We start from the raw sequence: 24,882 nt of genomic DNA, 5'->3' as shown, positions 1-24,882 counted from the left end.
GACGGATGCCGTATGCCGGATGCCGGATACCGGATGCCGGACCCCGTATGCCGGACGCCGTGCTCCCTGTGCCCACGCCCTGTGCCGTCAGGCGGTCGCCACCGTGACGTCGTCGGGCAGGCCCTCCACCGTGGCCGTCCCGTCCGCCGCCACCGTGACCGAGAACGCCGTCGGGCCGAAGCGCAGGCCCCGCACGGTGAGCGGGCCGAAGGGCAGCGACGGCAGCGGCCGCACCTCGACCTGCCGCCCGGGCACGTCGACGCGCAGGCCGAGGACGGCGGTCACGACGGCGGCGGCCGACGCTGCGGACCAGGCCTGCGGGCGGCAGGACGCGGGGTACGGCGCCGGGCGACCGAGGACCGGGTCCCCGGCATACAGCTCGGGCCATCGGTAGCCGAAGGCGACCGACGAGGCGACCAGGCTGCGGGCCACGTCCCCGGCCCGCTCGGTGCGGCCCTCGGCCACCAGGCCGAGGAGCCCGATAGCCGTGTCGTGGACCCACACCGAGCCCGTGTGGTAGCCGATGGGGTTGTAGGCGGGGTTGCTGCGCGAGAGCGTGGCGATGCCGTAGGGGCCGAGCAGGTCAGGCCCCGTCAGGGTGTCGGCGACGAGGGCGGCCTCGTCCGCAGTGAGGGCACCCGAGCCGAGGGCGTGGCCCATGTTGGACCCGATCCCGTCCACCGGGCGCCCGTCTGCGTCCAGGGCCATGGCCAGGTGCGGACCCCGCGGCCCGCGCACCCAGTAGGCCTCGCGGACCCGGGTCGCCAGCGCGTCGGCCAGCCGGTCCAGGTCCGCGAGCTCCTGCGGCGTGCCGGCGTCCAGGGCCTCCAGCAGCGCTCGGGCCTCGCGAGCCGCCTCGACCGCGTAGGTCTGCGCCTCGAGCAGGGCGATCGGCGCGGGGGCGATGGAGCCGTCGGAGCGGCGCATCGAGTCGCCGCTGTCCTTCCAGCCCTGGTTGGCCAGCCCCGTCCCGCTGCGGTCGACGTAGCGGAGCAGCCCGTCGGGGCTGTCCTGCACCTGTCGGGCGATCCACCCGAGGGCCGCCCGCAGGGGCGGGAGCAGGTCACGCACCTCGTCCTCGGGGAGGCCGTGGCGCCACGCGTCGTGCAGCAGGCACACCCACAGCGACGTGGCGTCCACCGTGCCGTAGTAGGTGGACGGCAGGGCCAGGCCGGTGACGTCGTCGACGTACCGCTCGCGGCGCACCTCGTGCAGGATCTTGCCGGGCTCCTCCGCGGTCGTGGGGTCGTCCACGCGGCCCTGGCGTCGGGCCAGGGTGCGCAGGGTGCCCCCCGCGAGGGTGGTCCCGAAGGGCAGGGACAGCCGGGCGGCCCAGATCGAGTCGCGACCGAACAACGTGAGGTACCACGGGGACCCGGCACCCGCGAAGACGTCGTCCGGGGCGTCGGGGTCCCGCATCGTCAGCTGGCGCAGGTCCTCGAGCGCGCTGCTGACCACGACGTCGAGGCGGGTGTCGGCGGCCTCGACCAGCACCGAGGACCAGTCCACCAGGTCCGCGCCGGGGTCGGCGTCGAACGCCGTGGCGGCGAGGCGCTGGGTGACCACCGACACCCGCACCGACCTGGTCTGGCCCGGGGGCACCTCGAGGTCGAAGCGGATGCGCGAGGGCCGGTCCGGCTCCCCCGCCTCGACGGCGGAGGGTCGCGGCTCGGTCACGACGTGCGTGAGGTGCCGGTCGTCCGACCAGGTGAGGACCACGTCGGGGGTGCGGGCCCCCGCGGTCATCGTGGGCAGCAGCGGGCCCGCGGGCTCGCCGGACTTGACCGCGCCCAGGGAGGCCACGTCCCCGCCGATCTCCACCACCAGGCGGGTGCGGACGGTCTCGGCCGCGCGTGAGGTCAGGCGGATGGTCTCGGTCATCCCCGCGTCGTGCACCGCCCGGACGCGCCGCAGCTCGACCGTGGGGTCCGGGCCGGGGGTGCCGAGGTGGCGCAGAGAGGTGAGGACATGGGTCTCGGGCCCGACGCTCGAGGACATCACCAGGTCGCCGGCGTGGTCGTCGGCCAGCACCCTGAGGTGGGAGACGACACGACGGTCGTCGACGAAGACCCCCGTGCCAGGCGCGGTCATCGTCCCGTCGCGCGCGGACAGCGCCGTGGCATTACCGTGAACTGCCAGCTCCAGCTCGTGCAGCCATGGCCGCCGGCGGCTGGCGTCTGGTGTCAAGCGGCTCTGCTCCGGCACGGGACGACCTCTCGTGGAGACCCGAGCGCCGCTGTTGACAGGCTGATTGCCCGGGGTGACGATGATTCTGATCGTTCAAAGATGATGATACCTCGCAGCGATCGCACAGCCTGTCCAAGGAGTCGATGGTGACGATGAGCAGCAGCATGGGGCACCGCCGCGCGACGATCAACGACGTCGCCCGGGCGGCCAACGTGTCACGGCAGACCGTGAGCAACGCCGTCAACCGGCCGGATCGCGTCGCACCCCAGACGCTGCAGCGGGTGCAGATCGAGATCGACCGTCTCTCCTACCGCCCCAGCTCGGCCGCCAAGTCCCTGCGCGAGCAGCGGGCGGGCGCGATCGGCCTCGAGCTCGACGCCCGCGGCGACGCCGCCAGCGCCGAGGTGGCCTATCCCTTCCTCACCCAGCTCTCCCTGGCCGCCCGCAGCCACCGCTGCCACGTCGTCACCTTCGGGACGGACTCCCCCACGCCCACCACCTCGGGCTACGAGTCCATGGTGCGGGCCCACCTGGTCGACGCCTTCGTGCTCTACGGCACCCACCACGGCGACCCGCGCCCCGAGTGGCTCAACGAGCACGGCATCCCCTTCGCGACCTTCGGGCGGGTCTGGGACGACCCCGAGTTCACCGCCTGGGGCGACGTCGACGGCCGCGCCGGCACGACCGCCGCGGTGCGTCACCTCGTCGACCAGGGCTACCGGCGGGTGGCCTTCCTCGGCTGGCCCGAGGGCTCGGCCGTCGGGGACGACCGCCTGAGCGGGTGGCGCGACACCGCGGCGGATCTCGGCGTCCTCGACGAGTCGCTGGTGGCTCGCACCGAGCAGGACCTCCCGCAGGCCAAGGCCGCCGCGGCCGACCTGCTGGGGTCGCTCCAACCGGGTGACGCGATCGTCTGCGTCTCGGACATGGTCGCCCTCGGCGCCCGGCATGCCGTCGTCGACGCCGGCCTCGTCCCCGGCCGGGACATCGGCCTCGTCGGCTTCGACGGGACCAGCACGGCCGGCATGTTCGACCTGACCACCGTGGTGCAGCCGCTGGCCGAGATCGTCGAGCACCTGCTCACCCAGATCGACGTCCTCCTCGCCGACGGCGACGAGCCGGCGCAGGGAGCCCTGCTGGCGCCGACCCTGCGCCTGGCCGGCAGCACGAGACGTCCCTGACGAGAGGGCGACCTCACCACGAGCCCGACCCCGCCCCGCGGCGGGTGGGCGGCATACCCGTCGATCCCCAGATTTGAACGATCCAACCCCGAGCACCAACCAAGCGCACCCACCGTCCCGGACCACCAGGAGCCAACGATGACTCTCCCCACCCGCACCGTCGTCCTCGTCAGCCTCGCGGCCACGACCGCCCTCGCCCTCGGGGCGTGCGGCGGAGGGGGGTTCGACGCCGCCCCGAGCAGCAGCGCCCCCGCGGCGCAGTCCGGACCGGCCTCCCTGCGGATGCTGGTCGGCGTCTCCAACGACGTCGAGCTCGGGGCCGTCCGCAAGGCCACCGAGGCGTGGGCGGCCAAGACCGGCAGCTCCGTGCAGGTCACCGGCACCGCCAAGCTGCCCGAGGAGCTGGCCAAGGGCTTCGCCGGGGGCTCCCCCGTCGACCTGTTCTACCTCGAGCCCGCCCAGGTGGGCACCTTCACCAAGGCCGGCAACCTCTACGCCTACGGCGACCAGCTGACGGGCCTGGACTACGTCCCCTCGCTGCGGCAGACCTTCACCATCGACGGCAAGCTCCAGTGCGCGCCCAAGGACTTCTCCACCCTCGCCCTCGTGATCAACGAGGAGCTCTGGACCAAGGCCGGCCTCACGGACGCCGACGTCCCCAAGGACTGGGCCGGCCTCGAGCGGGTCGCCACCCGCCTGACCACCGGATCCCAGACGGGGCTGGTGATCTCCCCCGAGTTCCAGCGCGTGGGTGCCTTCATGACCCAGGCCGGGGGCTGGGTGCTGTCCGAGGACGGCAAGACGGCGACGGCCGACTCCCCCGAGAACCTCGCCGGCCTCACCGAGGCGCAGAAGCTCCTGCGCAGCGGTGCCATGAAGCTCTCCAAGCAGGTCGACGCGGGCTGGGGCGGCGAGGCCCTGGTCAAGGGCAAGGCCGCCATGACGATCGAGGGCAACTGGATCCGTGGCGCGCTCGCCAAGGACGCCCCCGACCTCAAGGTCAAGGTCGTCGAGCTGCCCGCCGGCCCCAAGGGCAAGGGCACCCTGATGTTCACCAACTGCTGGGGCATCGCCGCCAAGAGCAAGAACCAGGCCGCCGCGGTGGACCTCGTGAAGTTCCTCGGCGAGGACGCCCAGCAGCTGAGCGCCGCCAAGGCCTTCGGGGTCATGCCGTCGACCACCTCCGCGATGGCCAAGTACAAGGCGGCCACCCCGGCGGACGCCGCCTTCGTCGCCGGGGCGTAGTACGGCAAGGGAATGCCCACCACGCCTGGCTTCGACGCGGTGCTCGCGGACGCCAACGCCCCAGATCGAGTCCCTGGCGACCGGTGACCCCAAGGCCATCCTCACGACGATGCAGCTCAACGCTGAGGCAGCGATCAAGGGCTGACCGGGCCGTCGGCAGCGAGAGGACGCCATGACAAGCCCCACGACGGAGCGACGTTCGCGACGGTCCGGGCCCGGCATCCACGCCGGGCAGACCGCCGCGGGTTGGGCCTTCACCCTGCCGATGATCGTGGTCCTCGGCACCTTCATGATCGTGCCGATCGGTATGGCGCTCTACGTCTCCTTCACGCGCTGGAGCGGCAACGGCGACCCGTTCGTCCAGGCCAACGCCCCGTTGGTCGGCCTGGACAACTACGCGACGCTGCTGTCCGGCCAGGGCCTGACCGGGCGCGACTTCATGACCTCGGTCGGCAGCCCGTCGGTCGCGATGCTCGTCCTGATCCTGCTGGCCGTGTGGACCACGACCGGGACCTTCATGCTGATGTTCCTCGCCGCCCTGCAGGACCTGCCCGAGGACGTCGACGAGGCGGCCGCGCTCGACGGCGCCACGGGCTGGCAGAAGCTGTGGTACGTCACGGTCCCGCAGCTGCGGTCCGTGCTCTTCCTCGTGGTCACGCTGGGCCTGATCGGCACCTGGCAGGTCTTCGACCAGGTCTACGCGACCGGCGGCGGCTCCCCCGGCAAGACCCTGCTCACCCCGGCCTACCTGTCCTACGAGCAGTCCTTCAAGCAGGGCCGGTTCGGGACCGGGGCCGCGATGGCCTTCATCATCTTCGTGATCATCGTGCTGCTCACCTGGGTGCAGCGCCGGGTCATGACCGAGCGCGACGAGGTGGGGCGATGAGCCTGCGACGCACCCTGGCGTACGCCGTGCTGGTGGCGGCGGCCGTGGTCTACCTCTACCCCTTCGTCATCCAGGTGGCCACGTCCCTCAAGACCGACCCGGACGCCTCGACCAACCCCCTGTCGCTGCTCCCCCACCCCCTCTCGACCCAGGCGTGGGGCGCGGTGCTCGGCAGCGGCGACAGCCAGCTGCCCGTCCTGCGGTGGCTGACCAACTCGGTGGTCGTGACCGTGGCCGTGACGGCCGGCCGGGTGTTCTTCGACTCCCTCGCCGGCTACGCCCTGTCGCGGTTGCACTTCCGCGGGCGCGGCGCGGTCTTCGCCCTGGTCCTGGCCGTCATGTCGGTCCCCGGCGTCGCCCTGCTCATCCCCAAGTTCCTCATGGTCAAGTACCTCGGCATCTACGACACCTACGCCGCGATGATCCTGCCGCTGCTGGTCGACGCGGCCGGCGTCTTCATCATGAAGCAGTTCTTCGACAGCGTCCCCGTCACCATCGAGGAGGCCGCCCGCCTGGACGGCGCGTCGGTCTTCCGGACCTTCTGGTCGGTGATCCTGCCCATGGCGCGACCCGCGCTGATCACCTTGACGATCCTGTCCTTCCAGGGTTCGTGGAACGAGTTCAGCCACTTCCTGGTGGTGACGGGCAGCCCCGAGCACAAGACGCTCGTGACCGGCCTGGCGGACCTGACCGCGGGCGGGCTGGGGTCCGGGACGCAGTTCCCGCTCAAGATGGCGACGGCCCTGATCACGACCATCCCGGTCGCCGTCCTGTTCTTCGTCTTCCAGCGGCACCTCGTCCGGGGCGCCAACGGCGGGGCCGTCAAGGGCTGAGGCAACCCTCAACGGCCTCGACGGCCCCGCCGGCCGCGTCGGCGGGGCAGGACGCGTGATCAGGCCTTGGACGGGTCGCGGAAGTACTGCCAGGCGTCGCTCATGCGCTTGGCCTGACCGGCGGTGAAGCTGTCCATGCACGAGTCCTGCGTGTAATCCATGAAGTTGTGGATCGGGTCCAGACCGGGAGCGTCGCAGGAGTCGGCGCCGACGGGGCAGTCGAACTGCGGGTGCGCCTCGGCAGGGGTGTCGGCGACGAAGTCGTTGGACCACGTGCAGCCGCCCTGGAAGGTGTGGTAGAGCGAGAGCCAGTGCCCGGCCTCGTGGACCAGGGTGTCGCCGAGCGCGTACTTGCCGGCGGTGCCGCCCGGCATCGACTCGTCGAGCATCACCACGCCGTCGAGGTAGTCGCGCCCGTTGTTGTAGTCCTTGGGGAAGTAGGCCCAGCCCAGCAGGCCGCCCCCGATGTCGCCGGTGTAGACGTTGAGGGTCCGGGAGTCGCCCGTGTGCAGGGCGGCCTTCATGGCCTTCTCGGTCTTGCCCGGGACGACCGTGTACCACGCCGGGTTCACGGTGTGGTCGATGCCCGCCAGGCGCCAGCGGAAGGGTGTGTCGGCGCCGCCGGTCTGCCCGCTGTAGGACGCGTTCATGACGTCCATCTGCGCCGCGATCATCCGCTCGTAGCGCGCCCGCTCGGCGGCGGTCAGCACGTGGTCCGACGTGACGTGGAAGACGACGGGGACCGTCACGCTTCCGGGGGCCAGCTGCGGGAAGCTCTTGAGCACGCCGTAGGCCTTGGCGCCGCTGCCGCGGGTGACGTCCGGCTCCTCGGCCGCGGAGGTGTCCTTCTTGCGGGCGGCCGAGAACAGCTCGAGGCAGTCCTGCACGGCGGCGGACGGCTGGACGGCGGTGCTCGCCGCGGTGGGGGCGGCGACGGTGGAGGTGGCGACGGTGGAGGTGGCGACGGCGGCGGGACCGGCGGTGATCGCCGCGGCGGCAGCGATCGCGAGGGCACCGGGGAGAGCGAGCCTGCGGGACATGGCAGAGCCTTTCGTTGGGGGTTGCGTGACCGTATGCCGGACCCGCCCCTCACGTCAGCACCCGAATGGGCGAAACGCCCGGCTCGTTCCCAGCGAGGGACCGTCCCGGCGACGGCTCGCGGGGCCGGCCGTCTGTCGGTGGCGCCCCCTACGATGCGGACCATGGAGCAGCACGTCATCGTCGTCGGGGTCGAGACCACGACCGTCCGCGTGGTCGAGGAGCCGGCCCGCTCGCGCACGGCCGCCGTGGTCGTGGTCCCGCCCACGGCCGACCCGATGGTCGTGGCGGAGCTGCGGGCCCGGGACGTCACGGTCGTCGAGGCGGCCCGCACGGACGAGCGGGTCCTGCGCGAGGCCGGCGTCCACCGGGCGCGGGCCGTCATCGTCCTCGGCCGGGACGAGGTGGCCTCCACGAGGACGGCCCTGGCGGTCGAGGATGCCGACGGGCGCGTCCCCATCGTGCTCGAGGTCGTCAACCCGGCGTTCGGCTCGCGGCTCGCCCCGCTGCTCGGCGACTGCACCGTCCTGTCCCCCGCCCAGCTGGCGGCGCCGGCCTTCATCGGGGCCGCGATCGGCGACGGCGAGGTGCAGGCCCTGCGGCTCGGCGGTCGTGACGTGGTGGTGGGTCCCAGCACATCGGTCGCCGGGCAGGTGCTGGCCGACCTCGGGGACCCCGTGCGCGGGCCGCTCCCGGACGCCCACGGCGCGAGCGCAGACGTGCGCCCGGACGACGCGACGGCCGTGGTCATCGGCACGCAGCACCGCCACCACGGCCGGCAGGTCCGCACCCGCGGGATCCTGGGCGGCGCCGCACGACTGCTGGACCGGCGCCAGCGGATCGTGCTCCTGCTCCTGCTCGGCGTCATCCTCGCGAGCACGGCCTACTTCCACAGCACCGCCGGCAAGGACTGGCTCACCTCGCTCTACCTCGCGTTCACCACGGCGACGGGGACGGGCTACGGCGACCCGGACGACGCCGAGCTGACGGTGCGGTTCACGGCGATCGTCATCCAGGTCATGGGCCTGCTGCTCGCCTCCGGCCTGACGGCCGTCATGACCGACGCCCTGACCAGCTCGCGCCTCGCCACCCTCACGGGCAGCGTCCGCGGGCGGCCCCGGCACCACGTGGTGGTGTGCGGGCTCGGCCGGATCGGCACCGCCGTGGTCGTGGGCCTGCGCGAGCGCGGGATCCCGGTGGTCGCGGTCGAGCGCAACGAGGAGGCCTACGGCGTCAACCGGATCCGCCGCCTCAAGGTGCCGGTCGTGATCGGCGAGGCGAGCGACCCCTCCACCCTCGAGGAGGCCGGCATCCACCGCTGCGACGCCGCCATGGCCCTGACCGACGACGACGCCGTCAACCTCGGGATCTCCCTGGTGGCCAGGGCCGCCCGCGAGGACCTGCGTATCGTGACCCGGCTCTACGACGACGACCTCGCGACCCGCGTCGAGCGTCGGCTGCAGCTCGGCGCGACCCGGTCGGTGTCCATGCTGACCGCGCCGGCATTCGTGGCGGCGGCCCTCGGGCGTCCCCGCTCCACGATCGTCCCTGTGGGGCGCCGGGTGGTCCTGCTCACCGAGCTGCAGGTCGAGGAGGACGCCGGGCTGGTGGGGGTGCTGCCGTCCCAGCTGTCGCAGGGCGGCGACGTGCGGCTGCTCGCCGTGCGGCGCGAGGGCGGCGCGTGGGTCTGGCACGAGCCGGACGAGGCGTTCGGCCCCGGCGACCGGATCGCGGTCGCCGCCACCCGCACCGGGCTCGGGCAGCTGCGGCTCGCCTGCCGACCCCCAGCGTGACGGCGCGGGACGGCATACGGCCGTGGCCCGGTCCCCCTCGAGGAGGAACCGGGCCACGACCAGCCGGACGACGCTGGGTCGTCAGGCGGTGACGAGCGACCGCAGGACGTACTGCAGGATGCCGTCGTTGAGGTAGTACTCACGCTCGCCGGGGGTGTCGATCCGGACGACCGCGTCGAACTCGACCGTGTCGCCGCCGTCCTTGGACGCCGTGACGTGCACGGTCTTGGGGGTCTTGCCCTCGTTGAGCTCGGTGACCCCGGTGATGTCGAAGGTCTCCGTGCCGTCCAGGCCCAGCGAGTCGGCCGACTCGCCCTCGGGGAACTGCAGCGGCAGCACGCCCATGCCGATCAGGTTGGAGCGGTGGATGCGCTCGTAGGACTCGGTGATGACCGCCTTGACGCCCAGCAGGCGCGTGCCCTTGGCCGCCCAGTCGCGCGACGAGCCCGAGCCGTACTCCTTGCCGCCGAGGATCACCAGCGGGACGCCGGCCTCCTGGTAGGCCTCGGACGCCTCGTAGATCGTCGTCTGCTCGCCACCGTCGAGGAAGTTGCGGGTGTAGCCGCCCTCGACGCCGTCCAGCAGGAGGTTCTTGAGACGGATGTTGGCGAAGGTGCCGCGCACCATGACCTCGTGGTTGCCGCGGCGCGAGCCGTAGGAGTTGAAGTCCTTGCGCTCCACGCCGTGCTCGGCGAGGTACGTGCCCGCAGGGCTGTCGGCCTTGATCGACCCGGCCGGGCTGATGTGGTCGGTGGTGACCGAGTCGCCCAGCTTGGCGAGCACCCGCGCGCCCGAGATGTCCTCGGCCGGCGTGAGCTCCATGGTCATGCCGTCGAAGTAGCTCGGCTTGCGGACGTAGGTCGAGTCCTGGTCCCACGCGAAGGTCTTGCCCTCGGGCGTCTCCAGGCCCTGCCAGCGCTCGTCCCCGGCAAAGACGTCCTTGTAGTCGTCGACGAACAGGTCGCGGCTGATCGACTCGGCGATCGTGCGCTCGACGTCCTCCGGCGAGGGCCAGATGTCCTTGAGGTAGACGTCCTTGCCGTCGGTGTCCTGACCGAGCGCCTCGGCCTCGAAGTCGAAGTCCATCGTCCCGGCCAGGGCGTAGGCGATGACCAGCGGCGGGGACGCCAGGTAGTTCATCTTGACGTCCGGGCTGATCCGGCCCTCGAAGTTGCGGTTGCCCGAGAGCACGGCCGACACCGACAGGTCGTTGTCGTTGATGGCCTTGCTGATCTCGTCGTCGAGGGGCCCGGAGTTGCCGATGCAGGTGGCGCAGCCGTAGCCGACGAGGTGGTAGCCCAGCGCCTCGAGGTGCGGCCACATGCCGGCCTTGTCGTAGTAGCCGGTGACGACCTGCGAGCCCGGCGCCATGGAGGTCTTGACCCACGGCTTGGCCTTGAGACCGCGCTCGTTGGCGTTCTTGGCCAGCATGGCCGCGGCCATCATGACCGACGGGTTGGAGGTGTTGGTGCAGGACGTGATCGAGGCGATCGCGACGTGGCCGTGGTCGATGTCGAAGGTGCCCTTGTCGGTCGTGACCGAGACCTTGTGCGAGGGGCGCGAGGACCCGTTGCCCTCGTTGGCCGGCTGGGTGCCGCCGCTCTCGGTGTCGCTGGTCTGGGACGGGGCGTCGGAGGCCGGGAACGACCCGCCCGAGGACCCGTTACCCTCCTCGTGCTTGACATAGGTCGGCAGGACCTTGCGGAACGCGGCCTTGGCGTCGGTGAGGACGATGCGGTCCTGGGGACGCTTGGGCCCGGCGATCGAGGGCACCACGGTGCTCAGGTCCAGCTCCACCAGCTCGCTGTAGCGGGCCTCGGCGCTGGGGTCGAGCCACATGCCCTGCTGCTTGGCGTAGGCCTCGACGAGGGCGACCTGCTCGTCGTCGCGCCCCGTGAGGCGCAGGTAGTCCAGCGTCACGTCGTCGATCGGGAAGATCGCGCAGGTGGAGCCGAACTCGGGGCTCATGTTGCCGATGGTGGCGCGGTTGGCCAGCGGGAGCTCGCCGACGCCCTCGCCGTAGAACTCGACGAACTTGCCGACGACCCCGTGCTTGCGCAGGATCTCGGTGATGGTGAGGACGACGTCGGTGGCGGTGACGCCGGCGTTCATGGAGCCGGTGAGCTTGAAGCCGACGACGCGCGGGATGAGCATCGACACGGGCTGGCCGAGCATGGCCGCCTCGGCCTCGATGCCGCCGACGCCCCAGCCGAGGACGCCGAGACCGTTGACCATGGTCGTGTGCGAGTCGGTGCCGACGCAGGTGTCGGGGTAGGCCTGGCCGCCCCGCGACATGGTGACGCGGGCGAGGCGCTCGATGTTGACCTGGTGGACGATGCCGGTGCCCGGGGGGACGACCACGAAGTCGTCGAAGGCCGTCTGGCCCCAGCGCAGGAACTGGTAGCGCTCGTTGTTGCGCTGGTACTCGAAGTCCTGGTTGATCTGGAAGGACTTGGGGTTGCCCGCGGAGTCGATCTGCACCGAGTGGTCGATGACGAGCTCGGCGGGGGCCAGCGGGTTGATGCGGGTGGGGTCGCCACCCAGGTCGGCGACGGCCTCGCGCATCGTGGCGAGGTCGACGACGCACGGCACACCGGTGAAGTCCTGCATGATCACGCGCGCGGGCGTGAACTGGATCTCGGTGTCGGGGTCGGCCTTCTCGTCCCAGCCGCCCAGCGCCCGGATGTGGTCGGCGGTGATGTTGGCCCCGTCCTCGGTGCGCAGGAGGTTCTCCAGCAGGACCTTCAGGGAGTACGGGAGGGTCTGGCTGCCCTCGACCTTGTCGAGCCGGAAGATCTCGTAGGACGCGTCACCGACCTCCAGGGTGTCCTTGGCTCCGAAGCTGTTCACACTCTCTTGGCTCACGCCTGTTCCTTCCACGAAGGGTCGTTGTCTCGACGTCGAGACAACGATCTCACGGTGATGTCTTGACGTCAAGACACCTGTCGTACGCGGGATGGTGCTCCCGCCGATTGTCCCCCACCAGCGCCGTCGGGGCGAGGGCAGGGTGGTCCTGGGCGCCGGTCAGAGGACGCTCCTGCTCGTCCCGTCGCCGTCGGCCTCGGCTCGCGCGTCGCTGTCGAGCACCTCGTCGTCCTCGTCGTCCTCGTCGTCCTCCAGCTCCTCGTCGCCGGCCGGCTCGAGCAGCGCGATGCACTCGACGTGGCTGGTCATCGGGAACGCGTCGAAGGCCCGCAGGTCGGTGAGCCGGTAGCCGAGCTCCTCGGCGATGGCCAGGTCGCGCGCCAGCGCGGACGGGTCGCACGCGACGTACGCCACGGCCCGCGGCCCGAGCTGGGCGATCTGCTCCATCACCCTCCGACCGGCTCCGGAGCGTGGCGGGTCGAGGACGACCAGGTCGGCTCCTATGCCGCCGCGCGCCGCCTGCCCCAGCACCGCGTCGACGCGGCCCTGCCGCACCTCGACGTTGGCGTGCTCGGCGAGGTTGTCGAGGGCATGGTCCACGGCCTTGGCGTCGGCCTCGATGGCCAGCACGTGCCCGGACTCCCCCACGGCGTCGCCGAGCCCGGCGGCGAACAGCCCCACGCCGCAGTAGAGGTCGAGCGCGTGCTCCCCCTCGACGGGGTCGAGCATCTCGACCACCTCGGACAGGAAGGTCGTGGCGGCGCCCGGGTGGACCTGCCAGAAGCCGCGCGCCGCCACCTCGAAGCCGTGCTCCCAGTCCTCGAACGCGACCAGCTCCAGGACCGTGGGGTCGGCGCCGGCCGTGCCGTCGGCGTGCAGCGGGACGAGCACGGCCTCCTCGAGTCCCGAGGCGTCGACGACGTCGACGCCGGTGCACCCCTCCCAGGAGGTGGTCAGCACGCCGCTGGCGATCACGGGGCGGGTGGCGATGAGGCAGTCGTCGATGACCTCGACCTCGTGCGAGCGGTGCCGGCGCAGCCCCGCGTGGCCGTCCTCGGTGACGGCGAACTCGACGCGCGTGCGCCAGTCGAGCCCGTCGTCGGGTCCGGTGCCGTCGAGGGGCTCGACGACGATGCCCTCGACGTCGAGCCCGGCGAGACGGTCCAGCTGCTCGTGCACCACCGCGGCCTTGAGCTCGCGCTGGTGCTCCAGCGAGGCGTGCTGCCAGTCGCAGCCCCCGCAGCGGCCGGGACCGGCATACGGGCAGGGCGGGGTCACCCGGTGCGGCGAGGGCTCGAGGACCTCGACCGCGTCCGCCCGCAGGAACCGGTCGCCCGTGCCGCCCTCGGTGATGCGGACGCGCACCCGCTCGCCCGGCAGCGAGTGCCGGACGAAGACGACGCGGCCGTCGAGGCGCCCGACGCAGAACCCGCCGTGCCCGACGTTGCCGATCTCGAGCTCGGCCTCGGTGCCGACCAGCGACTCCCCCTTGACGCGACGCTCGCGCGCGGGCGAGGTCCGCTGCCCGCGACCCGCGTCCTTGCCGGCCCTCGTGCCGTGCCTCCTGCCGGAGGACGCTCCAGGGCGGCCGGACGAGCTCTTGGGGGTGCGGTGGGGTCCGCTCACGGGGTGGGGCCTTCCTCGGCGTGGACCAGGCCGCGGCCGCGGTCCTGGGCGGCGGTCGCCGCGTCGATCTCGTCGCGCAGGTCGTCGGACGAGCGGAGCTGGTAGGGGACGCTGGTCATCATCACGCCGGGCATGAACAGCAGCCGGCTCTTGATGCGGAACGCGCTCTGGTTGTGCAGGATCGACTCCCACCACCGGCCCAGGACGTACTCCGGGACGAAGACCATCACCAGGTCGCGGGGCGAGGTGCGCCGGATCGACGCGATGTAGCCGAGGACCGGGCGGGTGATCTCGCGGTAGGGCGAGTCGAGGACCTTGAGGGGGACGGGGATCCCGCGACGCAGCCACTCCTCCTGGAGGCGCTCGCCCTCCTCGGGGTCGACGGCCACGGTGATCGCCTCGAGGGTCGAGGGGCGCGAGGCGCGGGCGTAGGCCAGGGCGCGCAGGGTCGGCTTGTGCACCTTCGAGACCAGGACGACGGCGTGGACGCGTGACGGCAGACGACCCTCGAGCGTGTCGTCCTCGGGGACGGCCAGCTCACGGCTGACGTGCGAGTAGTGACGGCGGATGGCCTTCATCATCACGAACAGCACGACCATGGCGAGGATGGCGTACTTGGCACCGGCGGCGAACTTGGTGACGAGGACGACGAGCAGCACCGACCCGGACATGAAGGCACCGACGTAGTTGACGACGCGGCTCGTGCGGTACTGCCGCCGCTGCTTGGCGTCGGTGTCGCCGCGCAGCAGGCGGTTCCAGTGCCGGATCATGCCGATCTGGCTCAGGGTGAACGACACGAACACCCCGACGATGTAGAGCTGGATGAGCTTGGTGACCTCCGCGTTGAAGATCACCACCAGGACGATCGCGGCGGCCGCCAGGATCATGATGCCGTTGGAGTAGGCGAGACGGTCGCCGCGGTTGTGCAGCTGGCGCGGCAGATAGCCGTCCTTGGCGAGGATCGAGCCGAGGACCGGGAAGCCGTTGAAGGCCGTGTTGGCGGCCAAGATGAGGATGAGGCCGGTGACGGTCGACACGAGCACGACGCCGAGCGGGAAGTTGTCGAACACCGCCAGGGCGAGCTGCCCGATGATCGTGTGCTGGACGTAGTCCGGGCCGACGTGCTGGCCGTTCAGGAGCAGCTGCTCCTGGGGGTTCTCGGCATACTTGACCCCGGTCTGGATCGCGAGGTAGACGATCGACATGAGCATGGTCACGGACAGGGTGCCCATGAGCAGCAGGGTGGTCGCCGCGTTGCGGGACTTGGGCTTCTCGAACGCCGGGACGCCGTTGGAGATCGCCTCGACGCCCGTGAGCGCCGCGCAGCCCGAGCTGAACGCACGCAGCAGCAGGAACACCAGCGCCACGCCGGTCAGCCCCTCGTAACCGTGTTCCGGCAGCAGCTCGAACCTGGCGCTCTCGGCCTGGGGCAGCGACCCGCTCGCCGAGCGCACCATGCCCCACACCGCCATCCCGATGATGGCGAGCATGAAGGCGTAGACCGGGATGGCGAAGGCCTTGCCGGACTCGCGGACCCCCCGCAGGTTCATCGCGGTCAGCAGGACGATGAGGGCCACCGCGACCGGCATCTCGTGCCCGTCCAGACCGGGTATGGCGGCGGTGGCGTTCTGGACGCCGGACGAGATCGAGACGGCCACCGTGAGGACGTAGTCCACGAGCAGCGCGCTCGCGACGCCCAGGCCGGCCCAGGGCCCGAGGTTCTCGTTGGCGACCTCGTAGTCGCCGCCGCCGCTGGGATAGGCGTGGACGTTCTGCCGGTAGGACATGACCACGACGACCATCACGAAGACGACGCCGAGCCCGATCTGCCAGGAGTGGGTGGTCGCGAACGCCCCGCCCGCCAGGGCCAGGGTCAGGAAGATCTCGTCGGGGGCGTAGGCCACGGACGACAGAGCGTCGCTGGCGAAGATGGGGAGGGCCAGCTTCTTCGGCAGGAGCGTCTCGCCCAGCTTGTCCGACCTCATGGCGGGGCCGACGACGACGCGCTTGAGCGCACGACCTAGATCTGACACGACGACAACTGTAGGCCCGCCGGGCGGTGACGGTGGCGCGGCCCCGGACGGTGGGCGCGCCCGGTGTAGCGTTCTCACGTGCACTTCGTGATCATGGGCTGCGGCCGAGTCGGATCGACCCTGGCGCTGAGCCTGGAGGAGCGCGGCCACGACGTGGCCGTCGTGGACCAGAACGCCGCGGCGTTCCGTCGGCTGGGGCGCGGGTTCGAGGGTCGCCGGGTCAAGGGCATCGGCTTCGACCGCGACACGCTCAAGGAGGCCGGCATCGAGTCGGCCTACGCCTTCGCCGCCGTCAGCAACGGCGACAACTCCAACATCCTCGCCGCCCGCGTGGCCCGCGAGACCTTCGGCGTCGAGCACGTCGTCGCCCGCATCTACGACCCGCGGCGCGCCGAGATCTACCAGCGCCTCGGCATCCCCACGGTCGCGACCGTGCAGTGGACCGTCGACCGCGTGGTCCGACGACTCATGCCCCAGGGCTCCGTCCCCGAGTTCATCGACCCCAGCGGCCAGGTCGCCCTCAGCGAGGTCGCGATCGACCGCAGCTGGGTCGGGCTGCGCCTGTCCACCGTCGAGACCGCCACGGGCGCCCGGGTCGCCTACCTCAGCCGCCTCGGCGTCGGGATGCTCCCCGGCCCGGACACCGTGCTGCAGGAGGGCGACATCGTCCGGGTCCTGTCGACCACCGAGGACATCCCAGCCATCGAGCGCGCGCTCGCCGCCGCGCCGCCCACGGAGTGAGGTCAGCCAGTCCCATGCGCGTCGTCATCGCCGGAGCCGGGTCCGTGGGTCGCTCCATCGCCCGCGAGCTGCTCCACAACGGTCACCAGGTCCTGCTCGTCGACAAGGACGCCGACGACGTGCAGGCCAGCCGCGTCCCTGAGGCCTCCTGGCTGCTGGCCGACGCCTGCGAGATCACCTCGCTGACCGAGGCGGGGCTCGCCGACTGCGACGTCGTGGTCGCGGCCACCGGCGACGACAAGGCCAACCTCGTCGTGTCCCTGCTCGCCAAGACCGAGTTCGGCGTGCCCCGCACCGTCGCCCGCGTCAACAACCCCCGCAACGAGTGGATGTTCGACGAGTCCTGGGGCGTGGACGTGGCCGTCTCCACCCCGCGACTCATGACGGCGCTGGTCGAGGAGGCCGTGAGCATCGGCGACCTGGTCCAGATCTTCACCTTCCAGAAGGGCGGGGCCACGATGGTGGAGATCACCCTCCCCTCGGACAGCCCGTATGCCGGGAGCCGCGTCGGTGACGTGGACCTCCCCCGCGACACGGCGCTGGTGGGGATCATCCGCGACGGCCTGCCGATCGCGCCCACGCGGGACGACTCGGTGGAGGCCGGCGACGAGCTGCTGTTCCTGACCGTGCAGGAGGTCGAGGACCACCTCGAGGACCTGCTCTCCCCCGGGCACCGCAAGCCGCGCACCGAGGTGGACCACGCCGAGGACGACGACGACTGACCTACCTCAGGTCGTCACATCCGCCCGGCTTCGCACGCCAGGTCGATGTGCCCGCCTGAGGTAGGCACATCCGCCCGGGTTCGCACTCCCGCCCCGCCTCGCCGACACACCTACCCCCGGCCGTCACATCGACCGGCCTTCGTTCCCCAGGCTGATGGACCTACCGGGGGCGGGTCTTGAGCCTGGGTGGCCTCCGAGCCCTTTTCTGGCCGTATGACGACCGCCGCCGCCTCGCACCGCGCCGACAACGCCGGCCCGCGAGCACGTCCGGTCACGCATCGCGCTCGCAGCGCGGGGTCGACGAACCGCGGTCGCTCCTGACCGTCAGAGCTGGCGGTCGGCCTCGTGCTCCAGCTCGTGGCGCTCCACCGGCGTCGCGCCCCTGACCAGGATCAGGCCCATCACCGCGATGGCGGCGAGATAGGCCGGCCACCCCAGCGCGATCTTGGCGATGCCGAGCGCGGCCACCTGCCCGGCGAGGTAGAGCGGGACCATCACGATCAGGCGTAGCGCGAACAACCCGACGAGCACCCAGGTCAGGCGCGCGCTCACCCGCACGAGGGGGGCGTTGCGGCGCCACCCGAGCGGGTCCTCTCGGTAGCCGGGGTCACCGATGGCCACCAGGAAGCCGACGGCCGGGACGCGCCCGAGGATCGACAGGAGGGTGCCGGCGAGATACGCGGCGCTGACCGCCATACCGGGTAGGAAGGCATCCTCGGCCCGCCCCGACCGCAGGGCGAAGAAGGCCGCCAGGGCGGTCGCGACCAGGCTGGACAGGACGTACTGCGGCGTCTGGCGCTGGGCGAGACGCAGCAGGAGCAGGATCGCCACGGGAACGAGCGAGGCGATCACCGCGGTGCGCACGTCGCTCGTGACGAGCCACACCACGACGAAGGCGATGGTGGGCAGCGCAGCCTCGAACGACCCGCGCAGGCCTCCGACGGCGGTGGCCAGCCGGGTGCGGATCAGGTGCTCGACGGTCTCGACGTCGCCGGCCACGGTCAGTGCCCCCCGGCGGTCGGCGTGCCGCGCCCGGGCAGCAGCTCGTAGCGCGGGTTGTAGATGGTGGGGACGCCGTCGACCCGGCAGACGCGGCCCTGGGCCGTGAGGTAGGTGCCGGGGCGGATGCCCGCGATGCGGCGCCGGCCGAGCCAGATGAGCTGGAGCCGCTGGGTGCCGTCATAGATCTCGGCCTTGAGGGCAGGGACCGTGCCCTCGGGGCTCAGGGTCGTGGAGCGGACCGCCCCGGAGACCGTCGCGACCTCGCGGTCGACGAGCTCGGCGATGCAGGTCACGCCGAGCCTGTCGGAGTCCGAGCGCAGCTCGTCGTCCTCGATCTCCTCGGCCGGCTGGACCATCCGGTGCAGCGCCCGGCGCAGGAAACCCCCTCGGCGGTCGGCGCGGGTGGCCATCAACGGATCTCGGTGATCTCGGGCCCGCGCTCGAAGGGCTGGAGGTCGTCGGTGCCGCGCGCGGGCCGGTCGCCCCGGTCCGCGGCAGGGTCGCCGTCCCCGGGGCCGACGCCGGCGTCGACACCGTCCTGACCGACCTCGTCGAAGCCCGGCTGGGCTCCCTCGGGCAGGGCCAGGGGCAGCAGCTCGCGCGGCGCCATCGCGTGCTCGCCGCGCACGACGACGACGTTGGCGAAGACGTGCAGCAGATCGGCGGCCTGTTGGTCGTCCTCGGCGGCCGGGCCCGAGAGGAAGCCCCGCAGGAACCAGCGCGATCCGTCGACGCCGAGGAAGCGGGCCGGGGCGAAGGTACCGGGGCCGGTGGGCATCTGCACGGCCAGCTCGGTGCCGAACCTGCCGTCGCGCGTCTCGGCCGCCCCGCCCTGGCCCTCGATGCCGGCGGCGATCTCGTCGCGGATGTCGTCCCAGATGCCGAGGGTCCGCGGTGCCGCGAAGGCCTGCAGCTGCAGGGCCGATCCCCCCAGGTGGCAGCTCACGGCCACGACCTCGCCGGTCTGCTGGTCGAGCTCGAGCCGCAGCTCCATGCCGGTGATGCCGGGGACCCACAAGGACCCGAGGTCCAGCCTCTCGCCGAGCTCGGTGACCTGGGCGCGGTCGTAGGGACCGTCCTCCGTGGCCGCGTCGTCCGCGGTCGCCTCCGACGTCGGGTCGGCGGGGATGCTGTCGACGTCGGCCTTGTCGGCCTTGCCTCGGCGGAAGAGAGCCACGGGATCGGTGTCCTTCGGTGGTCGGGTGCAGTGGGTCGTCAGGCGCGTCCGCTGGCCCCGTGCCCGGTGACTCCGCGGACGGACTCCGGCAGCGAGTCTACTGTCCGGAAGCTCGCGTGGGACACGCGTTGGAGGACCAGCTGGGCGATGCGGTCGCCGCGGCTGATCCGCACCTCGCGCTCACGGTCGGTGTTGAGCAGGTTGACCAGGATCTCGCCCCGGTAGCCCGCGTCGACCGTGCCAGGGGCGTTGACGATCGTCACGCCGTGCCGTGCCGCCAGCCCCGACCTGGGGTGGACGAAGCCGGCATACCCCTCGGGGATCGCGACGGCGATCCCGGTCGGGACCAGGGAGCGCTCCCCCGGGGCGAGGACGAGGTCCTCGCGGGCGCGCAGGTCGGCACCGGCGTCGTCGTGGTGCGCGTATGCCGGGGGCTCCAGCTCCGGGTCGAGCCGGAGCAGGAGCACCTCGATCTGGTCAGGCGCACTCACGGCAGACCGGCTGGCCGCCGACCTCCTTGGCGAGCTGGCTGCGGTGGTGCACGAGGAAGCAGCGGCTGCAGGTGAACTCGTCGGCCTGGCGCGGGAGCACCCGGACGGAGAGCTCCTCGCCGGACAGGTCTGCGCCGGGCAGCTCGAAGCCCTCGGCCTGCTCGGTCTCGTCGACGTCGACGCTCGACGAGGCGGTGTCGCCCCGACGTGCCTTGAGCTCCTCGATGGAGTCCTCGGAGAGGTCGTCGTCGGTCTTGCGCGGTGCGTCGTAGTCAGTTGCCATGTGGGGCCTCTCCATGCAGCTCTCGCCGGGGACCTCCCCCGACGGTGCGCCGGGTCCAACGCATCGCTGGTCGGTTTTGTGCCCGGTCTCGCGGCGCATTGTGCCGCAAATCGAGATCGGCTGCACCTCGGGTCGCGATCAGCTCGGGCCCGCGCCCGGATCGAGACTCAGGACGGCTCGACGAGGCCCTCCAGCAGGGGCACCAGCGCACCCACCAGACCGGCCGGCCCGGCGACCGTGACGGGGTCGGCCGGGGCGGTGTCGTGCAGCCCCCGCACCACGCCGCCGGCCTCGGTGACGACGAGCCAGGCGCCGGCAAGGTCCCACTCGTGCAGGCCACGCTCGTAGTAGACGTCGAGGCGCCCCTCCGCCACCCAGCACAGGTCCAGCGCAGCGCTGCCGCCCCGGCGGATGTCGCGGACCCGTGGCAGCACCTCGGCCACGACCCGGCCCTGATCGGCGCGCACGTCGGCGTCATAACCGAACCCCGTGCCGCACAGCGCCGCGCCCAGGTCGTCCGACTCCACGCAGACGAGGGTCTGCTCCTGCGGACCCGACCCTGGGTCGCGAGGGTCGCTGCGCAGGAGCCGGGCGCCTCCCCCACGCCGGGCGACATAGGCGTCGCCCCGGGCCGCGTCGACCACCGCGGTGGCGACCGGTGCCCACGCGCCCGGCACCGACGGGTCTCCCACCACTGCGGCGACGGAGACGGCATACGCCGGTATGTCGTAGAGGTAGTTGACCGTCCCGTCGATCGGGTCCACGACCCAGGTGATGCCGGACGTGGCGGTCACCCGCCCGCTCTCCTCGCCGTGGAACCCGTCGTCGGGGCGGGCTCGGCCGAGCAGCTCGCGCGCCAGCGCCTCGGAGCGCTGGTCCATGACCGTGACGACGTCGGTGCGGCTCGACTTGGTGGCCGCGACGCCGAGGTCGCGAGGGCGCTCGTCGACGATCAGCCGCGCGCAGGTGCGGGCCACGTCGAGGGCGAGGGACTCCAGGGCGGCCAGGTCGAGGTCGGCGGGTGGCTGCGGGGTCTGCGACATGGCGCCCAGTCTGTCACCGGGCCCCGCCCGGGGTGCGTCCGCGCCGGGGCCCGGCGCCGTCAGCCGCCGCAGAGGGCCGGTCGCCCCGAGCGGCCCCGGCAGCAGCCAGGAGGGCAGGTGGACCACAGCGGGCCGGGGGCGACCGCAGGACGCTCGACCTCCTCGCCGCGGGCCTGCGCCGCCCGCTCGAGCACCAGGTCGGCCAGCCCGGCCACGAAGTCCGGGTGCGTGCCCACGGTGGGCACGCGGTGCAGCCGCAGGCCGAGCCGTTCTGCCGTGGCCATGGCCTCGGTGTCGAGGTCGTAGACGACCTCCATGTGGTCCGACACGAAGCCGATCGGGGCGACCAGCACGTCGGAGACACCCTCCGCAGCGAGCACCTCGAGCTGGTCGTTGATGTCGGGCTCGAGCCACGGCTGCGAGGGCGGGCCGGAGCGGGAGCAGTAGGCCAGGGAGCTGGGCACGGGGACACCGATCCGCTCCTCGACGGTGGCGTCCACGAGCGCGGCCAGCTGCTCGTGCTGGTGGCGGTAGGACACGTCCGGGGCGTCCGCCGGGCCGGAGGAGTCCTGCATCCACCGCGGGATCGAGTGCGTGACGTGGACGAGGCGGGTCGACGGCAGGACCTCGCGCGGCAGCGCGGCGGCGGTGTCGGCGGTGAGCGACGCCATCGTGCGGGCGAACCCCGGGTGCGTGGCATAGACGCGCACCTTGTCGACGTCCAGGACGCGCCCCTCGGCCGCCAGCTCGCTGACGGCGTCGGCCAGGTTCTCGCGATACTGACGGCAGGAGGAGTATGACGAGAAGGCACTCGTCACCACCGTCACGACCCGGCGAGCCCCCGCGTCGTGGAGCGTCCGCAGGGTGTCGACGAGCCACGGCGACCAGTTGCGGTTGCCCAGGGCGACGGGCGTGTCCACGCCCCGGCGACCGAGCTCGTCGTGCAGCGCCGCCACCAGGGCGCGGCCCAGGTCGTTGACCGGGCTGCGGCCACCGCGGTCGTAGTAGTGCTGGCCGACCACGGCGAGCCGCTCGTCGGGGATCCCGCGTCCGGCGGTCACCTGACGCAGGAAGGGCAGCACGTCCTCGGGGCGCTCCGGACCTCCGAAGGACAGGACGAGCACGGCGTCATAGGGGTCGCAGGGATGGCTGGTCACGGGATGCTCCTCGGGGGTCGGGGGGCCGACCAGCGCCACCGCAGGGCGGCCATCCGGACGGTGAAGACGAACGCGGCGCACGCCACGCTGGGCAGGGGCCCGGTCACCTCGAGCGACGTGAGGACCACGAGCAGGGCGCTGCCGGCCAGGGCGGGCACGGCATACAGCTGGGTGCGGAGCACCTCCGGGACGACGCCGGCCAGGACGTCGCGGATCATGCCACCGCCCACGGCCGTCATGAGCCCGACGAGCACGGCCTCGAGGGCCGGCGCGTCGAGGCTCAGCGCCTTGACGGTGCCGGCGATCGCGAACGTCGCGAGACCGACGGCGTCGAAGGTCAGGACCAGCTTGGACAGCCGCTGCACCACGTGGGCGTAGCCGAAGGCCACGAGCCCGGCCAGGACGGCCGCGAGGACGAGCCGCCAGTCGGTCAGACCGACGGGTGGGACGTCGAGGACGACGTCGCGCATCACCCCGCCGCCGAGCGCCGTCACGCAGGCCAGCACGAGCACGCCGAAGATGTCGAGCCCCTTGCGGACGCCGACCAGGCCTCCGGACAGGGCGAACGCGAAGACGCCGACGAGATCGAGGCCGAGCAGGGCTTGGGGGTAGGAGTTCAGCATGTCTCGGCCAAGCCTAGTGGGCCGGTGCTGCGGCGGTCGGCGTGGTCGGTTGGTGGACGTCCCGTTCCGTGAAAACCTAGGGTCGACGTGTACTGGGCAGGTGCTGGGCATCGCCCGCGCCGCGCCTGCGAGCGGTAGGACGGAGACTTCATGAGCGTGCAGGACCTGCGGTTGGTCGGGATCTCGGACGACGGCGTGCACCTGCTGCTCGCGACCGACGACGGCACCCGCTACCGCGTCCCGCTGGACGCGGCGCTGCGGTCCGCCATCCGGCACGAGCGTCCGCGCCCCGGCGACGGCCCCGCCTCGCCGTCCGCCGGCCCGCGACAGGTGCAGGCCCTGATCCGCGCCGGCGCGTCCGCCGACGAGGTCGCCGAGCTGACGGGATGGTCGCTCGACAAGATCGCCCGCTACGAGGGGCCGATCATCGCCGAGCGGGAGCACGTGGCCGGTCTCGCCACCACCGTGCGTCTGCGGACCGGCGGTGGGCAGACCGCCCCCTTGCTGGGTGCCCGCGTCGCCGACCGTCTCACCGAGCGCGGCGTGGACCCGACGAGCGCGTCCTGGGACGCGTGGCGCGCCGCGGACTCGCCGTGGACCCTTGCTCTGACCTTCGCCGCGGGCGGCCGGCTGCGCGAGGCCCGCTGGCACTTCGACCTCAGCACCCGGGCCGTCGACCCGGTGGACGACGAGGCGCGCTGGCTCAGCGGCGACGACGCCCCTGCCACGCCGGGCCCCGCTCCCCTCGTGCCGCTCAACGCCACCCCCCGCGTCTACGACGTCGAGTCCGAGGGCGGCATCCACTCCGCGCAGCAGGACGACGACCCCGGCGACGACCTGCGCCCCATCACGGCCACCGAGCCCGCCCGGGCCCGCCGCCAGCACGACGAGGACGAGGACAGCGACCTCGTCGACTCGATGCGCGAGCGCAGCAGGGCGCGCCGTCGGCGCGCCCCGTCACGCCCGGCCCGTCCGGTGGCGTCCCAGGAGTCACTGATCCCCGTGTCCGGCGACGACCCGGCGCGCGTCACCTCGCCGGTCGAGCCCGCGTCGGCCCCGGTCGAGTCTGCTCCGGTCGAACCGGCCCCAGCGCGACGCGGACGGTCGCGCAAGCGCGGCGCGCAGCAGCCCCCGCCCCCCGCCCCGAATGAGACGGCTACCAGTCCGACGTCGAGCCACACAGACGCACAGGGCGCACAGGACACAGGGGACGCAGAGCCCGCGCAGCACGCACCAGACCCGTCGGACGCGCCGGCAGCAGCGAGGGGCGCCGGGTCACGGGCCGCGCCCACGGTGCCCCTGGCGCGTGAGGAGATCGCGGCCGCCCTGTCGCAGGGGTCGGTCGGCGAGCTGGACGCCGTCGTGGACGAGGTCATCGCCGACCGGGAGCTCGAGTCCGCGAGTGCCTCCACGCCTCCCGCACCCGACGAGCCGGCGCTGCCCCAGGGGGGCCCGGTGAGCCGGGAGTCGCTGCGGCCGGACGACGGCACCGAGGACGCGGCGAACCCCGCGCCTCGACCTCACCCACGCGTGCCCGGCCAGGTCGCCCTGCCCGAGCTGGACCACCGGGACGACGACGCGAGCGAGGGCGCTGAGGTGGCCTCGCCGAGCCGCGCCACCGAGGTGCCCCACATGCCCGACGACAGCGCTGCCCCGATCGACGAGGCCACGTCGCTGGCGGACCGCACGAGCGGCACCAGCTCCAGGGCGGCAGACGTGGAGTCCGAGAAGTCGTCCAACAAGCTGCCGCAGGCCGATCCGTCGGTCGGCGCGCAGCCTGGTCGGGCGGAGCCCGCGCCGCCGGCAGCCGCGCAGCCCGACGCAGAGCAGCCGGAGGCAGAGCAGCCGGCGACCAACCGTTCGCAGCGGCGGGCGCAGGCCCGACGCAAGGCCGGTCGGCCGTCGGTGCCCAGCTGGGACGACATCATGTTCGGCGCCAAGCCGGAGTGACCGTCT

Annotated in this window: 21 protein-coding genes; 8 read left to right on the top strand and 13 right to left on the bottom strand. The window is 72.5% G+C overall.

The annotated features are described in order from the left end of the window. Nucleotides 1-87: 87 nt before the first annotated feature. The gene (locus K313_RS0100865; RefSeq protein WP_034251052.1) at nt 88-2,187 is read right to left on the bottom strand and encodes a glycogen debranching N-terminal domain-containing protein; all 2,100 of its coding nucleotides are present in this window, start codon (nt 2,185-2,187) and stop codon (nt 88-90) included. 152 nt (nt 2,188-2,339) lie between these two features. Between K313_RS0100865 and K313_RS0100860 the strand changes: the two genes are divergently transcribed. From K313_RS0100860 to K313_RS0100845, 4 genes are all read left to right on the top strand, one after another. After that, nucleotides 2,340-3,368: a LacI family DNA-binding transcriptional regulator gene (locus tag K313_RS0100860; RefSeq protein WP_034251049.1), complete on the top strand. Its 1,029-nt coding sequence runs from the start codon at nt 2,340-2,342 to the stop codon at nt 3,366-3,368. A 138-nt stretch (nt 3,369-3,506) separates the two neighbouring features. After that, complete coding sequence (locus K313_RS19525) at nt 3,507-4,613, top strand: extracellular solute-binding protein (RefSeq protein WP_338021316.1); 1,107 nt, start codon at nt 3,507-3,509, stop codon at nt 4,611-4,613. Nucleotides 4,614-4,785: 172 nt separating this feature from the next. Next, a complete protein-coding gene (locus K313_RS19520) occupies nt 4,786-5,499 on the top strand; it encodes a carbohydrate ABC transporter permease (protein WP_029210032.1) in 714 nt (237 codons plus the stop codon). After that, on the top strand, nt 5,496-6,332 hold the full coding sequence (locus K313_RS0100845; RefSeq protein ID WP_029210031.1) for a carbohydrate ABC transporter permease: 837 nt from the start codon (nt 5,496-5,498) through the stop codon (nt 6,330-6,332). Before K313_RS19520 ends, K313_RS0100845 begins: the two co-directional genes overlap by 4 nt. A gap of 59 nt (nt 6,333-6,391) precedes the next feature. Here the strand turns inward: K313_RS0100845 and K313_RS0100840 are convergent, their stop codons facing one another. Next, nucleotides 6,392-7,372: a zinc metalloprotease gene (locus K313_RS0100840; protein WP_029210030.1), complete on the bottom strand. Its 981-nt coding sequence runs from the start codon at nt 7,370-7,372 to the stop codon at nt 6,392-6,394. A 162-nt stretch (nt 7,373-7,534) separates the two neighbouring features. On the opposite strand from K313_RS0100840, the gene K313_RS0100835 reads away from it, so the two are divergent. Then, complete coding sequence (locus K313_RS0100835; protein WP_029210029.1) at nt 7,535-9,163, top strand: NAD-binding protein; 1,629 nt, start codon at nt 7,535-7,537, stop codon at nt 9,161-9,163. Between the two features lie 81 nt (nt 9,164-9,244). Here the strand turns inward: K313_RS0100835 and acnA are convergent, their stop codons facing one another. The 3 genes from acnA to K313_RS0100820 form a co-directional block, all read right to left on the bottom strand. After that, nucleotides 9,245-12,028: an aconitate hydratase AcnA gene (gene acnA / locus K313_RS0100830; RefSeq protein WP_034250891.1), complete on the bottom strand. Its 2,784-nt coding sequence runs from the start codon at nt 12,026-12,028 to the stop codon at nt 9,245-9,247. Nucleotides 12,029-12,187: 159 nt separating this feature from the next. Then, nucleotides 12,188-13,654 carry a class I SAM-dependent RNA methyltransferase gene (locus tag K313_RS19515; protein WP_029210027.1) on the bottom strand — a complete coding sequence of 489 codons (1,467 nt, stop codon included), beginning with the start codon at nt 13,652-13,654 and terminating at the stop codon, nt 12,188-12,190. After that, nucleotides 13,651-15,687, bottom strand: a complete 2,037-nt coding sequence (locus tag K313_RS0100820) for an APC family permease (RefSeq protein WP_029210026.1) — start codon at nt 15,685-15,687, stop codon at nt 13,651-13,653. Before K313_RS0100820 ends, K313_RS19515 begins: the two co-directional genes overlap by 4 nt. Before the next feature lie 78 nt (nt 15,688-15,765). Between K313_RS0100820 and K313_RS0100815 the strand changes: the two genes are divergently transcribed. Both K313_RS0100815 and K313_RS0100810 read left to right on the top strand, forming a co-directional pair. Further along, nucleotides 15,766-16,428 carry a potassium channel family protein gene (locus K313_RS0100815; protein WP_029210025.1) on the top strand — a complete coding sequence of 221 codons (663 nt, stop codon included), beginning with the start codon at nt 15,766-15,768 and terminating at the stop codon, nt 16,426-16,428. 14 nt (nt 16,429-16,442) lie between these two features. Beyond that, complete coding sequence (locus K313_RS0100810; protein ID WP_019284756.1) at nt 16,443-17,150, top strand: potassium channel family protein; 708 nt, start codon at nt 16,443-16,445, stop codon at nt 17,148-17,150. 324 nt (nt 17,151-17,474) lie between these two features. Here K313_RS0100810 and K313_RS0100805 read toward each other — a convergent pair whose 3' ends face one another. From K313_RS0100805 to K313_RS24065, 8 genes are all read right to left on the bottom strand, one after another. After that, entirely contained in the window at nt 17,475-18,149 is a 675-nt protein-coding gene (locus K313_RS0100805) for a DUF3159 domain-containing protein (protein ID WP_019284755.1), read from the bottom strand. Between the two features lie 2 nt (nt 18,150-18,151). Then, a complete protein-coding gene (locus K313_RS0100800; protein WP_019284754.1) occupies nt 18,152-18,562 on the bottom strand; it encodes an OB-fold nucleic acid binding domain-containing protein in 411 nt (136 codons plus the stop codon). After that, on the bottom strand, nt 18,562-19,329 hold the full coding sequence (locus tag K313_RS0100795) for a DUF3710 domain-containing protein (protein WP_029210024.1): 768 nt from the start codon (nt 19,327-19,329) through the stop codon (nt 18,562-18,564). The genes K313_RS0100800 and K313_RS0100795 overlap by 1 nt, the downstream gene beginning before the upstream one ends. Nucleotides 19,330-19,367: 38 nt before the next feature. Beyond that, nucleotides 19,368-19,820 carry a dUTP diphosphatase gene (gene dut / locus K313_RS0100790; protein WP_029210023.1) on the bottom strand — a complete coding sequence of 151 codons (453 nt, stop codon included), beginning with the start codon at nt 19,818-19,820 and terminating at the stop codon, nt 19,368-19,370. Further along, nucleotides 19,807-20,103 (bottom strand): DUF4193 domain-containing protein, encoded by a 297-nt coding sequence (locus K313_RS0100785; protein ID WP_029210022.1) that lies wholly within the window; start codon nt 20,101-20,103, stop codon nt 19,807-19,809. The genes dut and K313_RS0100785 overlap by 14 nt, the downstream gene beginning before the upstream one ends. A gap of 167 nt (nt 20,104-20,270) precedes the next feature. Beyond that, nucleotides 20,271-21,146, bottom strand: coding sequence for an inositol monophosphatase family protein (locus K313_RS0100780; RefSeq protein ID WP_029210021.1), 876 nt, complete (start codon nt 21,144-21,146; stop codon nt 20,271-20,273). A gap of 59 nt (nt 21,147-21,205) precedes the next feature. Beyond that, nucleotides 21,206-22,303: a ferrochelatase gene (locus K313_RS0100775; protein WP_034251030.1), complete on the bottom strand. Its 1,098-nt coding sequence runs from the start codon at nt 22,301-22,303 to the stop codon at nt 21,206-21,208. After that, nucleotides 22,300-22,926 carry a trimeric intracellular cation channel family protein gene (locus K313_RS24065; RefSeq protein WP_051273945.1) on the bottom strand — a complete coding sequence of 209 codons (627 nt, stop codon included), beginning with the start codon at nt 22,924-22,926 and terminating at the stop codon, nt 22,300-22,302. Before K313_RS24065 ends, K313_RS0100775 begins: the two co-directional genes overlap by 4 nt. A gap of 150 nt (nt 22,927-23,076) precedes the next feature. On the opposite strand from K313_RS24065, the gene sepH reads away from it, so the two are divergent. Beyond that, nucleotides 23,077-24,876 carry a septation protein SepH gene (gene sepH / locus K313_RS21875; protein WP_051273944.1) on the top strand — a complete coding sequence of 600 codons (1,800 nt, stop codon included), beginning with the start codon at nt 23,077-23,079 and terminating at the stop codon, nt 24,874-24,876. Nucleotides 24,877-24,882 lie beyond the last annotated feature (6 nt).

Origin of the sequence: Arsenicicoccus bolidensis DSM 15745, from assembly GCF_000426385.1 — a bacterium.
Classification (GTDB): Bacteria; Actinomycetota; Actinomycetes; order Actinomycetales; family Dermatophilaceae; genus Arsenicicoccus; species Arsenicicoccus bolidensis.
Note: the sequence above shows the minus strand (reverse complement) of the source record. Positions and strands in the feature narration are given on the sequence as shown.

What these genes read in the sequence shown, in the direction of transcription:
- K313_RS0100785 (WP_029210022.1), bottom strand. Translation starts at nt 20,103, where the DNA reads ATGGCAACTGACTACGACGCACCGCGCAAGACCGACGACGACCTCTCC.
- K313_RS19520 (WP_029210032.1), top strand. Translation starts at nt 4,786, where the DNA reads ATGACAAGCCCCACGACGGAGCGACGTTCGCGACGGTCCGGGCCCGGC.
- K313_RS0100860 (WP_034251049.1), top strand. Translation starts at nt 2,340, where the DNA reads ATGAGCAGCAGCATGGGGCACCGCCGCGCGACGATCAACGACGTCGCC.
- sepH (WP_051273944.1), top strand. Translation starts at nt 23,077, where the DNA reads ATGAGCGTGCAGGACCTGCGGTTGGTCGGGATCTCGGACGACGGCGTG.
- K313_RS19525 (WP_338021316.1), top strand. Translation starts at nt 3,507, where the DNA reads ATGACTCTCCCCACCCGCACCGTCGTCCTCGTCAGCCTCGCGGCCACG.
- K313_RS0100845 (WP_029210031.1), top strand. Translation starts at nt 5,496, where the DNA reads ATGAGCCTGCGACGCACCCTGGCGTACGCCGTGCTGGTGGCGGCGGCC.
- K313_RS24065 (WP_051273945.1), bottom strand. Translation starts at nt 22,926, where the DNA reads ATGCTGAACTCCTACCCCCAAGCCCTGCTCGGCCTCGATCTCGTCGGC.
- K313_RS0100780 (WP_029210021.1), bottom strand. Translation starts at nt 21,146, where the DNA reads ATGTCGCAGACCCCGCAGCCACCCGCCGACCTCGACCTGGCCGCCCTG.
- K313_RS0100835 (WP_029210029.1), top strand. Translation starts at nt 7,535, where the DNA reads ATGGAGCAGCACGTCATCGTCGTCGGGGTCGAGACCACGACCGTCCGC.
- K313_RS0100800 (WP_019284754.1), bottom strand. Translation starts at nt 18,562, where the DNA reads ATGGCCACCCGCGCCGACCGCCGAGGGGGTTTCCTGCGCCGGGCGCTG.
- K313_RS0100840 (WP_029210030.1), bottom strand. Translation starts at nt 7,372, where the DNA reads ATGTCCCGCAGGCTCGCTCTCCCCGGTGCCCTCGCGATCGCTGCCGCC.
- K313_RS0100810 (WP_019284756.1), top strand. Translation starts at nt 16,443, where the DNA reads ATGCGCGTCGTCATCGCCGGAGCCGGGTCCGTGGGTCGCTCCATCGCC.